The organism is Bradyrhizobium sp. AZCC 1577 (genome assembly GCF_036924575.1).
Lineage (GTDB): Bacteria > Pseudomonadota > Alphaproteobacteria > Rhizobiales > Xanthobacteraceae > Bradyrhizobium.
Map to the genome: position 1 here is coordinate 7,421,694 of NZ_JAZHRQ010000001.1, position 15,118 is coordinate 7,436,811.

The following is a 15,118-nucleotide window of genomic DNA, read 5'->3' on the forward strand; positions in this document are numbered from 1 at the left end:
CGTCGTCCCTGCGAACGCAGGGACGACGATAGAGGGGATACCCCTACCCCTCCGGCCCCAGCGGCGCTATCGCCAGATCGCTGGTGCCGAGATCGTCGGTGCCGAGGTCGGTCAGCTCGCATTCCAGGCACTCGAGGTCCAGCCGCAGCGCCTCGCCATGGCTGAACAGGAGAAGCGCGCTGCCGCTGGGGGCCTCGCCCGGGTGGAATTCGATCCCGACCAGTTCCAGCGTCGCTTCACGCCGCTGCAGATCGATGTTGCGCGACTTGCAGGCCAGCACACGGTCGAAGCGCAGTGCCGCGATCGAGCGGCGCGGTTCGGTTCCGCCTGACAGCGTCTGCTCCCAGTCCAGCCGGCTCATGCCGACCACCAGCCGCTTTTCGCCCTGCCGCCAGACGATATCGGAGGCCAAAACGCGGGCGTCCTGCACATGGGCCGATATAACAGCGAGATCGTCGGCGTCGAGCGCAATCAGTTTGAGCGGGTCCGCCGGCATAGAATCCTCAATAGCCCCCTAATCGCTGATGCGCTGGATCAACGCGCCGCAGGCCGAAAGTTTTTCCTCCAGCCGCTCGAATCCACGGTCGAGGTGATAGATGCGGTTGACCATGGTTTCGCCCTCGGCGGCAAGGCCTGCGATAACCAGCGAAACTGACGCCCGCAAATCGGTCGCCATGACAGGCGCGCCGCGCAGCTTTGCGATGCCGTCGATGGTCGCGGTCTCGCCATCCAGCGATATCCGCGCACCGAACCGCGCCAGTTCCTGCACATGCATGAAGCGGTTCTCGAAGATCGTCTCGGTGATCTGCGAGGAACCGCCGGCGCAGGCCATCAGCGCCATCAATTGCGCCTGCAGGTCGGTCGGAAAACCCGGGAACGGCGCGGTCGACACTGTCACCGGCTTTATCGGGGCACCGTTTCTGGCGACACGAATGCCGTCATTGTTGACGGTGATGTTGGCGCCGGCCTGCTCCAACACGTCGAGCGCCGACTGCAACAGTTCGGGGCGGGCGCCGGAAAGCTGTACGTCGCCGCCGGTCATGGCGACCGCCATCGCATAGGTGCCGGCCTCGATCCGGTCAGGCAGCACCGTGTGGCGGGCGCCGTGCAGCGTCTCGACGCCCTCGACTGTGATGCGAGGCGTGCCCGCGCCACTGATGCGCGCGCCCATCTTGTTCAGGCAGTCGGCGACGTCGGTGATTTCGGGCTCGCAGGCGGCGTTGCTGATAACAGTCGTGCCCTTGGCGAGCGTTGCCGCCATCAGCGCGACATGGGTGCCGCTCACCGTCACCTTGGGAAAATCGATCGCAGCCCCGCGCAGGCCGCCGGGCGCTTTCGCCACCACATAGCCGCCGTCGATTGTCAGCTCGGCGCCGAGCTTCTCCAGCGCCATGATCAGGAGATCGACCGGCCGGGTGCCGATGGCGCAGCCGCCCGGCAGCGAGACTTTCGCTTCATGCATGCGCGCCAACAGCGGCGCGATCACCCAGAAGCTGGCACGCATCCGCGACACGAGCTCGTAAGGCGCCGTCGTGTCGATGATGTTGGCGGCGGAGATGTGCAGGGTCTGGCCCTGATATTGGCCGTCGCCCTGCCGCTTGCCCGCCGACATGATGTCGACGCCATGGTTGCCGAGGATGCGCTGCAACTGCGCGACGTCGGCAAGCCGCGGCACGTTGTCGAGGATGAGCGTTTCCTCGGTCAGTAGCGCCGCGATCATCAGCGGCAGGGCCGCGTTCTTCGCGCCCGAAATCGCGATGGTGCCGTTGAGCTTGCTGCCGCCGACAATACGAATGCGGTCCATGCCATGCCCTCTGCTGTGCACAATTTATGATCGGGTGCGTCCCGCAGCAGAAGCAGCGATATTTGCGGCGATTTGATGGGGTGGGCAAATCAGCCGTCGTCATTCCGGGGCGCGCGAAGCGCGAGCCCGGAACCCATTTCTCCTCTAGCGCTTGCGGCCCAATGGATTCCGGGCCTGCGCCAAGAGGCGCATCCCGGAATGACCAAGCTTCACGACCTGATAAACGCCAGCAAATCGGCGTTGATCGTCGCGGCTTCCGTGGTCGGCATGCCGTGCGGAAAACCCTTGTAGGTCTTCAGCGTGCCGTTCTTCAGAAGCTTCGCCGACAGCGGCGCGGAGTCTTCGTAAGGAACTATCTGGTCGTCGTCGCCGTGCATCACCAAGACCGGCACATTGATCTTCTTGAGGTCCTCGGTGAAATCGGTCTGCGAGAAGGCGACGATGCCGTCGTAATGCGCTTTCGCACCACCCATCATGCCCTGGCGCCACCAGTTCTCGATGACGGCTTCCGACGGCTTGGCGCCCGGCCGGTTGTAGCCGTAGAACGGACCGGCCGCGATATCGCGATAGAAGTTCGTGCGGCTCGCGGCGAGCTGCGCCTGAAACCCGTCAAACACTTCCTTGGGCAGTCCGCCCGGGTTGGCCGGCGTCTGCACCATCAGCGGCGGCACGGCGCTGAGGATTGCCGCCTTCGCGACCCGGCTCTCGCCGTGGCGGGCGATGTAATGCACCACCTCGCCGCCACCGGTGGAATGGCCGATGTGAACGGCGCCTTTGAGATCGAGATGCGCCGTCAGCGCCGCAAGGTCGTCGGCGTAGTGATCCATGTCGTGACCGTCGGCCACCTGGCTGGAGCGGCCGTGGCCGCGCCGGTCATGGGCGATCACCCGAAAACCGTTGTTCAGGAAGAACAGCATCTGCGCGTCCCAATCGTCCGCCGACAGCGGCCAGCCGTGGCTGAACACGATGGGCTGACCCTTGCCCCAATCCTTGTAGAAGATCTCGACGCCGTCTTTGGTAGTGATGGTGGGCATTATGAATTCTCCTCTGGTTACGCCGTCATCCCGGGGCACGCGTCATTGCGTGGCCCCGGAAGCTGATGTGGCTGATTGCGATGTGCGGATTTACCTCGGCAGATACCAGAGGCCAGCCTATGTCGGCGTCGGCTGGTATCGCCTGAGCACGCCGATGATCACGACGACGAAGAAGACCAGCACGATGCCCTGGACGATGGCGAACGGTGGCTCGGCCGGTGGCACGCTCGGCGCCAGCGCATGCAGCGCCGGCACTTTGAGGAAGGACTGGATCACCAGCACGAATACGTTGAGGTAGAGCGAGACCAGCGCGGTCAGCGCGTAGATCCAGCGCCAGGCACCGTTAAGCTTCATGCCGTAAAGCGCAAAACAGGCGATCGCCAGCAGCACCAGCGAGAGAATGCCGATCATATGCGACGGCAACAGCTTCTCGGACAAGAGAGGCGGAATCGGAAATCCTGACGCGCTGGTCAGGATCGTGAACACCAGGAAGATCGCGGTCAGGCCCGGCATCCGCTTCGAGCCGAGCATTCCGAACATCACGATGATTCCCGCGACGATGGCGATCAGGCTGATGATGACGTGCACGAGAACGAATGTCGCCAAACTCATACCTAAAATCATGACGCGCCCCCTTCGTTGGAAATCTTCTAAACGTTACGACGCGGCGCGAAGAATTTCCACACGCATCGCGTGCGGCCTTCGGCAAGGCAGGCATGTGCGTGAATGAAAGCACATCAACGAAAGTTGTATGATGCACGAAATATTTGCACTGCCGTCACAAACGACGGCAGCCACGCCGTATCATAGCGATGGCTTCATGGCGTCGGCGAGATAGCCATGCAGCGCGGCCACCACCTGCGCACCCTCACCGATCGCGCCGCCGACGCGTTTGACCGAGCCGGAGCGCACGTCGCCGACCGCGAACACGCCGGGCACCGAGGTTTCCAGGGGCGGCACCGGGCGGCCGAGATTATGCTCGGACTGCGCCCCCGTCACCACAAAGCCCGCACGGTCGAGCGTGACGCCGCAGCCGTCCAGCCAATGGGTCGCCGGGTCGGCGCCGACGAACAGAAAAAGGTTACGCACATCAAAACTGTGCTGTTCGGGCGCCAGCCGGCTCTTCCAGCGCACGCGTTCGAGCGATCCGTCGCCGCCGCCTTCTACCGCAATCACCTCGGCGTTGAAGACCAGTTCGATGTTGGGCGCCGCCTCGATCCGCTCGATCAGATAGCGCGACATGCTGGCGCCCAGCCCACCGCCGCGGATGATCATGTAGACCTTGCGCGCATGCCCGGAGAGGAACACCGCGGCCTGGCCGGCGGAATTGCCGCCGCCGACCAACACGACGTCCTGGCCTACGCACAGCTTGGCCTCGATCGGCGAGGCCCAGTACCAGACGCCGCGGCCTTCGAACGCTTCGAGATTTTCGATCTCCGGCCGCCGGTAGCGCGCCCCGCTCGCCACCACGATGGATTTGGCGCGCAGCGACTGCCCGCATTCGGTGGCCAGCGCGAACACGCCGTCGCGCTGCGAGCAATCCAGCGACCGGATCGAAACCGGGATAAGCATCTCGGCGCCGAATTTCTGCGCCTGATTGTAGGCGCGCCCCGCGAGCGCCTGCCCCGAGATACCGGTCGGAAAGCCCAGATAGTTTTCGATGCGCGCGCTGGCGCCGGCCTGGCCGCCGAACGCCCGCGCGTCGAATACCGCCACCGACAATCCTTCGGAGGCGGCATAAACCGCGGTGGCGAGACCGGCGGGACCGCCGCCGACCACCGCCACATCATAGAGCCTCTCATGCGCACGGTTTGTGATCATGCCAACCGCCAGCGCCAGCTCCGTCTCCGACGGATTGCGCAGCACGGTACCGTCAGGACAAACCGCCAGCGGCAGATCGGCGCGCGAGGTAGCATAGCGCGCGACGAGATCGGCTGCGTCCTTGTCGGTCGCGGGATCGAGCACGTGGTGCGGCTGGCCGTTGCGCGCCAGAAAATTCTGCAGCCGCGCGGTGTCGCCGAGGGAGGACGGGCCGATCAGCACCGGCCCGCCGACGCCGCCCTGGATCAGGCTGACCCGGCGCAGGATCAGCGCGCGCATGATGCGCTCGCCGAGTTCGGCTTCCGCGACCAAAAGCGCGCGCAACTGGTCCGGCGGGATCAGCAGTGTTTCGACGTCACCTTCGGCGTGGCCGTCGACCAGCGCGACGCGCCCGGAAAGTTGTCCGATCTCGGCCAGAAACTGTCCCGGGCCCTGGTCGATGACCGGCGTGATATGGCCGAGGCCATCGCGCTGGGTGATCGCGACCGTGCCCGACAGCACCACGAACATGCCGGGGCCTACCTTGCCGGTCTCGAACAGGGTTTCGCCATCCCTGTAGGTCCGAAGCTCCCCGAATCGGCGCATGCGGGCGATTTCGTGATCGGTGAGCGCCGGGAATGTCTGTTCGTAACGGGGAAACGCGGTGGAAGCCGCGCCGGTCGCCGGACCGGCCGTGATGTCTGCACTCATGATCGCCACCCACAGAAACAAGAACTGTGCAAAGAACTGTCAGGCCGCCCGGCGAGCGATCGGGGGATTCCCCTCTGCGCTACTGGCCCGGCTTTTCTCCGCTGGCGTCATCTAGGGACGCACTGGGGTTTTCGGAAGATGCGCCGGGATCACTGCGCCCGCGCGCCTGCGACTTCCGCCGCTTGAGATTTTCGCGCAGCGCCAGCTTCAGCCGGTGCGATCGTGAATCCTTCACATCCGCAGCCGTCTTTCCTGCGCCCTTGCCGTGATCACCCTTCATCGTCAGTCCGCCGAATATGTCTTGCTCAAGACGGCATCAGCGACGCCGCCATTCGAAGATAGTCGCTTTCGATCAGCCATGCCGCAATCGCGCCCGGCCTGCCATCGTCCCGAACCGCCGCGGCAAGTAGCGGAAGCCGGGATTCGGCCGCTCAAGGCAAGGTCGGGAACCGGAGCAAGGCCCGAAGTTGCCCATTTGCCCTTGGTCCTGATCATCGCAACGATTTTTACCCCATTTTGGTGCTTTTCTAGCCTGCCCGCGCGCTTGCACCAGAGAGGCCCTTGTGGCAAGAACCGGCCGCCTGTAGGGGCCTTTAGGGCCGATTCCCTGAATACCGGGCATGCTGCCGTAGCTCAGTGGTAGAGCACTCCATTGGTAATGGAGAGGTCGACAGTTCAATCCTGTCTGGCAGCACCAGCTTTTCCTCTGAACCATCAGCCACAAGGCCCCGGCGCGTCGGGCTGTGGCGGTCATTCGCTTCCCTCGAAAACGGTGCGATTTCTTGAGCGTCGTCGTGGCCGTCTGTAGGAAGTTATGTAAGCTCGAAAACGATCATGCACCGTAGAGTTTGTCGGTCGACGCAAAATGCAGGTGCGACCCCACGGCTTCATCCGGGACGATCCGATCGGTTGCACTACGTATGATGTCGTAGCATTCGCAGGTTGCTTCCTCGAGCCGCGCCCTGTCGATTTCAACTAGGCCCCGCCGAGCGGATCTGATGGCACCTAGGGCGCGGAGTTTGGCAATCACCTGCGTCACGGTCGTTCGTCGCACCCCGAGCAACTGCGAAAGTGTCCCTTGCGTTAATGATAGGACGTTGTTGCCCTCGGTTCGATCGTGCAGGTGAAGCAGCCACCGGGCCATGCGGGCCTCGACCGAGTGCAGTCCGTTGCAGGCTGAGACGTGCTGGAACTGCATGAGTATCGACCTCGTGTGCGCCTCGACCACATGTCTGATGGCGCCGCTTTTCATGTAGGCTGCATGAAACCGCGACACGGGGATTTGCGATGCGGTGCCGCCTACCCGCACGACCGCGGTCACGGACGACAAGAAAGAGGGCCCCAGCACCGATAATGCGCCGATCGCTCCCTCGCGCCCGATTACCGCGGTTGCGATCGTTTCTCCGTTCGGAAGGCCGAGCATGAAGGAGATGGCCCCGCTATGGGGAAAGTAAACGTGGTGGCGTCGATCTCCCGCTCGTATCACCACGGTGTCCTGTTCGAGCGACACCTTCTGGAGATGCGGCGTGAGCAACGCGAGGTCTGCCGGCGGCAACGCGGTGAGAAGACGATTACCGGCGCTCGCCGGACGGCCCATCACGAGAGACTTCTTCCCTCGGAAGAACACGGAGTTCTCCTGGGATGTCTTTGGTACGAATGTCTTCTGCGCTGCGCCGACACTAACTCCACTTTCATCGTGCATCGTTCCGGCGTTGAGCTGCCTACTTGGATACGATACTCGCTGAGTACCCTACAGCGCCGCACCGGTAAAGGTACGGCGAACCCTTGGGTGACCGGGCGGAACCGCTTCGGCACGAGCCTCAGGACCGCTGGCGAGGCGAAAAAGTTCCATAAATTCAGTTGGCGGGGTGTTTCTCGCGACGGTTCCCTGTCTGGCAGCACACCCCTAAGATGCCCGATCTCAATCGGATCAGCGCGGGATCATCCCGCGGCCTCATCCCGGCCCGAGCGCGACGTTACGGAACGCCCTGAGCAGCGATCCTTCGAGCTTGCCCTCCATGCCGCACAGGATCTGGTAGGCGGCGGGCCTCGGCATTGGCGGACGGTATGACCTCGACTCGATGAGCGCAGCGAAGATGTCCGAGATCGTCAGCAACCGGACCAAATCGGAAATCTGCGAGGCCTTCAGTCCATCCGGATAACCCGAGCCATCGAGATATTCGTGATGGTGCCTCACGCCGTCCAGAATCTCCGAGCTGATGCCGGATATGCCCTTCAGCAGTTCATATCCGATCGCGGGGTGGCGCTTGATGATCTCCTCCTCGTCGGGGTCGAGGCGTCCCGGCTTGTCCAAAATCGACAGCGGGATGCGCGCCTTGCCGATGTCGTGAAGGGTCGCCGCCATTCCGAGCCGCGATACATCTGTGCCGGAGAACCCAATATCGAGCGCGAAGCCGACCGCGACGCCGGTGACGAGCAGGCAATGCTGAAATGTGCCCTCGTGGTAGCGGCGCACCTCGTCGAGCCATGCCGAAAGGCCATCCTGCCCGACGCGCTGGATGATCTTCGACGTCGCACGCTTCGCATCCGCAACTTTCACCGGCCTGCCAAGGCGCGCATTCGAAAACATCGAGGCGAAGACGGCCACACCCTCGTCCATCTCCGATGCCGAAACCGCAGTTTTGTCCTCTGCGGCCGCTTCAACCGCTTCGATCTGCGCAACCTTGGGAATGGCTTCCTTGGCGCGTGAAAGGACCGCGGTCGCGCCGAGCGCATAGGCCTGCGCTACCATCGAGCGCGAGAGATTGTGAACGACGAACAGTTTTTCGGGAATGCCGGCGAGGTCCTGCAATATGAACCTGAGCCGATCGACGCGCGGCATCTGCCGCAGGTCGACGTCGACCATCAGCACGCCATGCGACCTGATCCGGGTGCCGTCGCCGCCCAGCAACCAGGGCACCACGGCGTGTTGCGGCTCGAACATCGCACGAACTGCAGGCAACTTCGTCGGTTCGTCTGTGACATAATAGACGAGCATGTCGAGAAAGTCCGTACGCACCAATATTGAAGAAACCGTCTCTCAACCTTGGAGAACTGAAAACAAATTGAACGGTCGATGGTTCGAAAGGCCGAGCCCGTGCTCGGCGCCATCGACATCAGGCGCTCTAACGCGCGCCATTCTTGGACATCAGGGCTACCTTGCCGTTAAGTATCCACCTCGTATAACTACGTACTTCAAACGAGGTATGCACGCCGTTCGTCCGCAGACCACCAGATCGAGGACATCGTCAGTGAATGATCTCCTGTCGTCGCGAAGCGAACGGCGGACCGAGAGATTGATGCTGTGCTCTTTGGTCTTGATCGGCTACCTGTTCGCCGCTGGCCCGGCGTCCGGGCAGGCTGATCTCGCCGGCGCGACGACCAAACTCACGCTGCAGGTTGCGACCGCCATGCTCGGCGAGCGCTGCCGCCGCGTCGAAGCGCCGAACCCCGCATCGTTCGCATCGGTATCGCTGCACCGGACTTTCCACGACGATTTCGACACCCATCCGCTGCTGGATGAAAGATGGGCGCCGTACTACGCCGGCGGCGCTGCCTGGCCGGAAGCGCGTTACTGGGGTGGCGAGGGCTCCGACTTCAGGCGCAAGACCAGCTACAATGGCGAACAGCAGATCTATGTCGATCCGCGTTATGGCGGGCGCGAAACAAAGCCGCTTGGCCTCGATCCGTTCAAGGTCAAGGATGGCGTTCTCTCGATCGTCGCCAGCCGGACCCCGCCAGCGCTGAAGACCGTGCTGTTCAACAACGAATATATCTCGGGCATCCTGACGACCCAGAGCCGGTTTGCCCAGAAGTACGGATATTTCGAAATGCGCGCCAAGGTACCGGTCGGCACCGGCGTGTGGCCGGCATTCTGGATGCTCGCCGATGACGGCGGCTGGCCGCCGGAAGTCGACATCATGGAGGGCCGCGGACAACGGCCGGGCGACATCGTGATGACGACGCATTGGCGGATACCGGAGACGCAGCGCGTGGAACGCTGCGGGTTTGACTTCATTGTGCCGGACGCCCCGACCGCGTTCCACGACTACGGCGTGCTGTGGCAGCCGGATCGCATAACCTATTTCATCGACCGACAGCCGGTCTCCGAGATCAAGGTCCCGGTCGGCTTCCACGAACCCATGTACATGATCGTGAACCTTGCGATGGGCTCGAAGACTCTCGAGGGCGTGGGATTCGTCGATGGCGAATCTCCCAATATTGTCGCATTCGAGATCGACAGGATATCCGCCTACCAAATCGACGAACGCTGACGGAGATCACGATGCTCGGAAAATTCTCGCGCCGGCATTTTGCAAAGCTTGCAGGCTTGTCCGCGCTGGGCATCGCCGCCGCGCCAGCCGATGCCGCCACGCAACCGGCATCCGACCGGCCCGCGCCGGCGAGCTTTCCGAAAGACTTCGCCTGGGGCACCGCGACGTCGGCCTATCAGATCGAGGGCGCCGTGAACGAAGACGGCCGCGGCCGCTCGATCTGGGACACGTTCTCGCACACGCCCGGCAAGATCGAGGACGGCACCAGCGGCGACCGCGCCAACGAACACTATCACCGCTACAAGGAAGACATCGGCCTGATCAGGGAATTGGGCGCGAGGGCTTACCGGTTTTCGATCGCCTGGCCGCGGGTATTTCCGGAGGGAACGGGCAAGCCGAACCCGAAGGGCCTCGACTTCTACGACCGGCTCGTCGACGAACTCCTCAAGAACGGCATCGAGCCGTACGGGACGCTATATCACTGGGACCTGCCGCAGGCGCTCGAGGACAAGGTCGGCGGTTGGCGATCCAGCGAAACGTCAAAAGCGTTCGGCGATTACGCCGGCCATGTGGCGGCGCGGATCACGGATCGCGTCCGGTCGATCTTCACCATCAACGAAGCCGGAAGGTTCGTGAATTTCGGCTATGGCTGGGGCATCGATGCCCCCGGGCTCAAACTGCCGGACGCCGAGGTCAATCAGGTCCGCCACCATGTGGCGCTGGCGCATGGCCTCGCCGTGCAGGCGATCCGCGCCCATGGACGCAAAGGCACCAAGGTGGGGCCGGCCGAAAACATCGCGGCCTGCGTGCCGGCGTTCGACACGCCGGAAAACGTTCGCGCGGCCGAGATAGCGACACGCGAATTGAACTCAGGTTTTCTCGGCGTCATCCTGGAAGGCAAATACACCGACGGCTTTCTGCAGTTCGCCGGCAAGAACGCACCGAAATTCACCGCTGAAGAGTTGAAGATCATTTCGCAGCCGAACGATTTCGTCGGCCTCAACATCTACGCGCCGCAGTTCTATATCGCCGCTTCCGACAAGCCGCCGGGCTGGAGCGTGCTGCCGTTTCCGGCCTCGTTCCCGCACATGAATTCGGAATGGCTGCGCGTGGGGCCGGAGACGATCTACTGGGCGCCGCGGCTGGCGGCAAAGGTCTGGAACATCGAGACGATCTATATCAGCGAGAACGGCACCTCGTCGGAAGACAAGCTTCGCGCCGACGGCCAGGTCTACGACCTCGATCGCGTCATGTATCTGCGCAATTACTTGCGGCAATTGCAGCGCGCGACGTCGGAGGGCGTGCCGGTCCGCGGCTACTTCCTCTGGAGCCTGATGGACAATTTCGAATGGATCTATGGCTACGAGAAGCGCTTCGGGCTCTACCACGTCGACTTCGAGACGCAGCGCCGGACGCCGAAACTGAGCGTTGCCTTCTATCGCGACGTGGTAGCGCGGAACGCGATCGGCGTCTGAACGCCGGCGCCGGCCTTCAATACCTCGCGGCTTGCCGGATTGACGCCGGGACCTCGGTGATGGGCCGCTGCTTGCTGTCAGTTGCCACAGTCGTTGCGGGTTCATGCGCCAGCTTGCGCGATGAATCGTGACTGACGAAGACGCCTGCAGCCGTGAGCATCAGCACGACATAGAGGGCGAACATGCCGCCGACCCAGTTCCAATAAATCCGGCGGGCCTTGGGGGTAAGGCTTTCAAGTAATCGGCGCATGGTTACCTCCTCATCAGGAAACCTAATAGGCTGCGTATAGCCCTCACGCCCGATGCGGTGTGTGACGCACTTCACAGATGTCGATTTGTAATGGAGAACCCGTGACCGGAGCCGAACTGAAGAAACTTCGCGAGCATCTCGGTGAGGCCATCGGCCAGCCGCTGTCGGTGGCCGACATGGCCAAGCTCTGCGGGTTGCCGGCCGCGGACGGCGCCGACACCATCCGTAAATGGGAGGTCACCGGTCCGACCGGGCCGGTGGCGGAGCTGTTGCGCATCCTGGCGATGGCCAGCGACCACTACCCGATCCTCGAAATGTTCAACGTGTTCGACCGCCACGACGTGCCGGTGAAAGATCGCCCGGCGCGGCGGCAAGCCTTCCGCGAACAGATGCGCAGCGACGTCCGCCACCGCATTGGTTAAGCAAAGCTTGCCTGAGACTTGCGGAGCTAGCGAAAATTAAGCCTTTCCTTACCTTTGATTAGGCCTTCATTAAGTACAAAAAACGTTTGCCTGCCAATGGGTTGGGTTACCACCCACTGTCACCCGGGAGTGACAGCATTTTAGATAAAAGCTGTCTATGTGCGTGGCGATGGATGACGCCCCGCACGAGGGTGTCGCCGAACGGTTTTCGGAGACCAACACAATGAAAAAGATCCTCGCCGCCCTCGTGGCCTTCGCAGCCCTCACCGCCGCCGCACCCGCCCTTGGCGCCGATCTCGGTGCGCGCCCCTACTACAAACAGCCGCCCGTCTATGCGGCGCCTCCCTACTGGACCGGCTTCTATATCGGCGGCCATCTCGGCGGCGCCTTCAGCGGCAGCCACGACTTCAACGGCGCGGTGCTGAGCGACTCCAGCGCCCGGCTGCTCGGCGGCGTTCAGGCCGGCCTCGACTGGCAATTCGCGCAGAACTGGGTGCTCGGCACCGAGGGCCAGTATTCCTGGCTCGGCAAGAATAACCTCACCGCCACCTTCCCCGGCGCCTACGTCTACACCAATGATCAGCGCGGCCTCGGCTCGGTCACTGCCCGCATCGGCTACACCTGGGGTGCAGGCCTGCTCTACGTCAAAGGCGGCTACGCCTATTCCGACAACCGCGAGAGGCTGACGCTCGCTGGCGCGCCGATCCCCTTCCTGCTCGATGGCAACCACAGCCACGGCTACACCGTCGGCGCCGGCGTCGAATACATGTTCGCCCCGAACTGGGCAGTCAAAGGCGAGTACATGTATTACGACTTCGGCAGCAGCCGCTTTGTTTCCCCTGCGGCGCTGGTGCCGTTCGGAAGCTTCCACAATGACGACCACACGCTGAAGCTCGGCGTCAATTATCGCTTCAACTTCGCCAGCCCGGTGGTGGCGCGCTACTAAGCGCTTTCAATTGAGAATTGCAGAAGGCCGGCTTCCACGCCGGCCTTTTTGTTTGTTTTGTTCATTCGCCTGCGTTTTCCGGTTCACGGAAAAATCCAATGCGGCAAAGGCCTACTGCTAAAATTATGGCGAAAAAGGTTCCGTTTTTCCAAACTTGTTAACCGGGTATCGCGATACTGCCGCCCGAAACATCCCAAGGTAGCGTGGACGGGGCAGCGGGCAGATGGCGTCATTCAATTCAGGGCTCAAGGGTTTTCGCTTCGGCGTCAGGGGCAGTCTGTTTGCCGCCTTCGCCGTCATCGCCGGCATGGCGATCATCATCTCTGCCGGCGCCGGTCTGATGCTCGGGCGGCTTGGCGGGACCATGGTGGACTTAAGCGGACGGGATATTCCCCGCCTCGCCGCCAGCCTGCAACTCTCGGCGCAGAGCGCAAGCCTCGCCAGCCAGGGGCCGGCGCTGCTGGCTGCGCGCAGCGAGCAGGCGCTGAACGATCGCACCAGGAAAATGAAGGAAACCCAGGCGGTCGCGCTGCAGAAGCTCGGCGAGATCGTCGAACTCGGCGCCGACAAGGCGGTCGTTGCCGCACTCAACGAGAACATGAAGAACATCGATGAGGTGATCAAGAGCCTCGGCGCGGCTGCACACGAGCGGCTCGAACTGGCCGCCCAGCACGAAAGACTGTACGAAGCGGTGCGCAAGGCTCAACGGCGCTTCATTGCCGCCGCCGGCCCAGCGGCGATCGACGCGCAGACCGAACTCTACAGCATCTACGCCGCTCCCAACTTCTCGCAGGCCGATGCCATCAAGGCCCACAGGACGGCCGACCAGCTCGCCGACATCGCCGCGAGCGGCAATCTGATGGCGTTCGACATGATCGCCGCGTTGTCGGCCACCAGCGGCGATACGTTGGAGGCCATCGGGAAGGAATTCCGCACCGCCCAGGCGCGCGTGAAGTCGAATGTCGAGAAGTTGCCCACGACCACGGCGATGAATGTCGTCCGCAAAGCGACCCTGGACTTGCTGGCGCTTGTCGACGGCAAGACCGGCGTCTTCAAGGTCCGCCAGCAGGAGCTTGACGCAGACGATTTCGGCCAGACCATTCTGGAGGAAACCCGCAAGCTCAATGTCGGCCTCGGCATCAGCGTGCAGCAATTGGTCGATGGCGTGCAGAAGGAAACCAACGCTGCGGCGTGGCAGGCGCGTCAGGAGATCTCGTTCGGGACCATGGTCATGCTCGCCCTCGGCATCGGCACGCTGGTCGGCTCGATCCTGTTCGTCTGGCTCTATGTCGGCCGCAACATCCTGCGGCGGATCAGCAACCTGCAGCGCTCGATGCAATTGCTGTCCAGTGGCGACCTCGACTCGGAGGTCTTTCAGAGCCATCACCAGGACGAGATCGGCGCCATGGCCGACTCGCTGCACGTGTTCCGCGAGAGCATGATCCAGAGCCGCACGCTCTCCGCCGAGCAGGACAAGGACCGCATCGCCAAGTCGGAGCGCGCCTCCCGCATGGAAGCCCGCATCGTCGAGTTCGAAAGCACCGTCCGCACTGCGCTCGACAGCCTGCAGACCGCGGCAGGCTCGATGCAATCGACCGCGCAAAGCATGTCGGCGACCGCCGATCAGTCCAGCGCTCTGGTGACCGCGGTTGCGACCGCCGCCGAACAGACCTCGGCCAATGTGCAGACCGTATCGTCGGGCACCGAGGAATTGTCCTCCTCGATCGAGGAGATCGGCCGTCAGGTCATCACCTCGGCGGAGATCGCCCGCAAGGCGGTCGACGACGCCGGTGCGACCGACGCCACCATGCAGGGGCTCGCAGATAACGCGGCGCGGATCAGCGTGGTCGTCGACCTGATCCAGACCATCGCCTCGCAGACCAACCTTTTGGCGCTGAACGCCACCATCGAAGCGGCACGCGCCGGCGATGCCGGCCGCGGCTTTGCCGTGGTCGCCTCCGAGGTAAAGAGCCTCGCCAACCAGACCGCGAAGGCCACCGACGAGATCCGCCAGCAGATCGTCAGCATGCAGACGGTGACGGAGACCGCGGTCTCCGCGATCCGCAACATCAGCAACACGATCAGCGAGATCAACGAGGTGACCACCGCGATCGCGGCCGCGGTCGAGGAGCAGGGTGCGGCGACGCGCGAGATCGCGCGTAACATCCAGCATGCCGCGGGCGGCACCAGCGAAGTCTCCAGCAACATCGTCGGCGTCTCCAGCGCCTCGGCGCAGGCCGGAACCGCCGCCGGCCAGGTGCTGACCGCCTCCGACGCGCTGCGCCGCGAGGCCGACGTGCTGCGCGAGGAGATCGACGCGTTCCTGTCGAATATCAGGGCGGCGTAGCCACAAACGCTGTCATTCCGGGGCGTTCGAAAGGACGAACAGGGAATCTCGAGAT

14 protein-coding genes and 1 tRNA gene are annotated in these 15,118 nt (G+C 63.2%); 6 read left to right on the top strand and 9 right to left on the bottom strand.

The window, feature by feature from the left end:
• Positions 1-43: 43 nt before the first annotated feature.
• The 6 genes from V1278_RS35220 to V1278_RS35245 form a co-directional block, all read right to left on the bottom strand.
• Positions 44-496, bottom strand: coding sequence for a DUF2948 family protein (locus tag V1278_RS35220; protein ID WP_334383860.1), 453 nt, complete (start codon positions 494-496; stop codon positions 44-46).
• An 18-nt stretch (positions 497-514) separates the two neighbouring features.
• Entirely contained in the window at positions 515-1,804 is a 1,290-nt protein-coding gene (murA, locus tag V1278_RS35225; protein ID WP_334383861.1) for a UDP-N-acetylglucosamine 1-carboxyvinyltransferase, read from the bottom strand.
• A 209-nt stretch (positions 1,805-2,013) separates the two neighbouring features.
• Positions 2,014-2,838 carry an alpha/beta fold hydrolase gene (locus V1278_RS35230; protein ID WP_334383862.1) on the bottom strand — a complete coding sequence of 275 codons (825 nt, stop codon included), beginning with the start codon at positions 2,836-2,838 and terminating at the stop codon, positions 2,014-2,016.
• Between the two features lie 117 nt (positions 2,839-2,955).
• A complete protein-coding gene (locus V1278_RS35235) occupies positions 2,956-3,462 on the bottom strand; it encodes a hypothetical protein (protein WP_334383863.1) in 507 nt (168 codons plus the stop codon).
• Positions 3,463-3,642: 180 nt separating this feature from the next.
• On the bottom strand, positions 3,643-5,349 hold the full coding sequence (locus V1278_RS35240; RefSeq protein ID WP_334383864.1) for an FAD-dependent oxidoreductase: 1,707 nt from the start codon (positions 5,347-5,349) through the stop codon (positions 3,643-3,645).
• A gap of 79 nt (positions 5,350-5,428) precedes the next feature.
• Positions 5,429-5,629 (bottom strand): hypothetical protein, encoded by a 201-nt coding sequence (locus V1278_RS35245; RefSeq protein ID WP_334383865.1) that lies wholly within the window; start codon positions 5,627-5,629, stop codon positions 5,429-5,431.
• A 342-nt stretch (positions 5,630-5,971) separates the two neighbouring features.
• On the opposite strand from V1278_RS35245, the gene V1278_RS35250 reads away from it, so the two are divergent.
• A tRNA-Thr gene (locus tag V1278_RS35250) sits at positions 5,972-6,046 on the top strand.
• Positions 6,047-6,181: 135 nt separating this feature from the next.
• On the opposite strand, the gene V1278_RS35255 is transcribed toward V1278_RS35250, so the two are convergent.
• Positions 6,182-6,976, bottom strand: coding sequence for a Crp/Fnr family transcriptional regulator (locus V1278_RS35255; RefSeq protein WP_334383866.1), 795 nt, complete (start codon positions 6,974-6,976; stop codon positions 6,182-6,184).
• Between the two features lie 327 nt (positions 6,977-7,303).
• The gene (locus tag V1278_RS35260; RefSeq protein WP_334383867.1) at positions 7,304-8,347 is read right to left on the bottom strand and encodes an HD-GYP domain-containing protein; all 1,044 of its coding nucleotides are present in this window, start codon (positions 8,345-8,347) and stop codon (positions 7,304-7,306) included.
• 301 nt (positions 8,348-8,648) lie between these two features.
• Here V1278_RS35260 and V1278_RS35265 point away from each other — a divergent pair, with 301 nt between their 5' ends.
• Together V1278_RS35265 and V1278_RS35270 are read left to right on the top strand one after the other, a co-directional pair.
• Positions 8,649-9,623: a glycoside hydrolase family 16 protein gene (locus V1278_RS35265; RefSeq protein ID WP_442893800.1), complete on the top strand. Its 975-nt coding sequence runs from the start codon at positions 8,649-8,651 to the stop codon at positions 9,621-9,623.
• 11 nt (positions 9,624-9,634) lie between these two features.
• The gene (locus V1278_RS35270) at positions 9,635-11,098 is read left to right on the top strand and encodes a GH1 family beta-glucosidase (protein WP_334383869.1); all 1,464 of its coding nucleotides are present in this window, start codon (positions 9,635-9,637) and stop codon (positions 11,096-11,098) included.
• Positions 11,099-11,114: 16 nt separating this feature from the next.
• Here V1278_RS35270 and V1278_RS35275 read toward each other — a convergent pair whose 3' ends face one another.
• Positions 11,115-11,348: a hypothetical protein gene (locus V1278_RS35275; RefSeq protein WP_334366397.1), complete on the bottom strand. Its 234-nt coding sequence runs from the start codon at positions 11,346-11,348 to the stop codon at positions 11,115-11,117.
• A 101-nt stretch (positions 11,349-11,449) separates the two neighbouring features.
• Between V1278_RS35275 and V1278_RS35280 the strand changes: the two genes are divergently transcribed.
• The 3 genes from V1278_RS35280 (at position 11,450) to V1278_RS35290 (ending at position 15,063) form a co-directional block, all read left to right on the top strand.
• Complete coding sequence (locus tag V1278_RS35280) at positions 11,450-11,770, top strand: helix-turn-helix domain-containing protein (RefSeq protein WP_334383871.1); 321 nt, start codon at positions 11,450-11,452, stop codon at positions 11,768-11,770.
• Between the two features lie 223 nt (positions 11,771-11,993).
• Positions 11,994-12,716, top strand: coding sequence for an outer membrane protein (locus V1278_RS35285; protein WP_334383872.1), 723 nt, complete (start codon positions 11,994-11,996; stop codon positions 12,714-12,716).
• Positions 12,717-12,939: 223 nt separating this feature from the next.
• Positions 12,940-15,063 carry a methyl-accepting chemotaxis protein gene (locus V1278_RS35290; protein WP_334383873.1) on the top strand — a complete coding sequence of 708 codons (2,124 nt, stop codon included), beginning with the start codon at positions 12,940-12,942 and terminating at the stop codon, positions 15,061-15,063.
• Positions 15,064-15,118 lie beyond the last annotated feature (55 nt).

Bases quoted from the DNA above. Each gene is read 5' to 3' on its own strand.
- V1278_RS35265 (WP_442893800.1), top strand. From the start codon at position 8,649: ATGCTGTGCTCTTTGGTCTTGATCGGCTACCTGTTCGCCGCTGGCCCG.
- V1278_RS35220 (WP_334383860.1), bottom strand. From the start codon at position 496: ATGCCGGCGGACCCGCTCAAACTGATTGCGCTCGACGCCGACGATCTC.
- V1278_RS35245 (WP_334383865.1), bottom strand. From the start codon at position 5,629: ATGAAGGGTGATCACGGCAAGGGCGCAGGAAAGACGGCTGCGGATGTG.
- V1278_RS35235 (WP_334383863.1), bottom strand. From the start codon at position 3,462: ATGATTTTAGGTATGAGTTTGGCGACATTCGTTCTCGTGCACGTCATC.
- V1278_RS35240 (WP_334383864.1), bottom strand. From the start codon at position 5,349: ATGAGTGCAGACATCACGGCCGGTCCGGCGACCGGCGCGGCTTCCACC.
- V1278_RS35275 (WP_334366397.1), bottom strand. From the start codon at position 11,348: ATGCGCCGATTACTTGAAAGCCTTACCCCCAAGGCCCGCCGGATTTAT.
- murA (WP_334383861.1), bottom strand. From the start codon at position 1,804: ATGGACCGCATTCGTATTGTCGGCGGCAGCAAGCTCAACGGCACCATC.
- V1278_RS35230 (WP_334383862.1), bottom strand. From the start codon at position 2,838: ATGCCCACCATCACTACCAAAGACGGCGTCGAGATCTTCTACAAGGAT.
- V1278_RS35285 (WP_334383872.1), top strand. From the start codon at position 11,994: ATGAAAAAGATCCTCGCCGCCCTCGTGGCCTTCGCAGCCCTCACCGCC.
- V1278_RS35270 (WP_334383869.1), top strand. From the start codon at position 9,635: ATGCTCGGAAAATTCTCGCGCCGGCATTTTGCAAAGCTTGCAGGCTTG.
- V1278_RS35290 (WP_334383873.1), top strand. From the start codon at position 12,940: ATGGCGTCATTCAATTCAGGGCTCAAGGGTTTTCGCTTCGGCGTCAGG.
- V1278_RS35260 (WP_334383867.1), bottom strand. From the start codon at position 8,347: ATGCTCGTCTATTATGTCACAGACGAACCGACGAAGTTGCCTGCAGTT.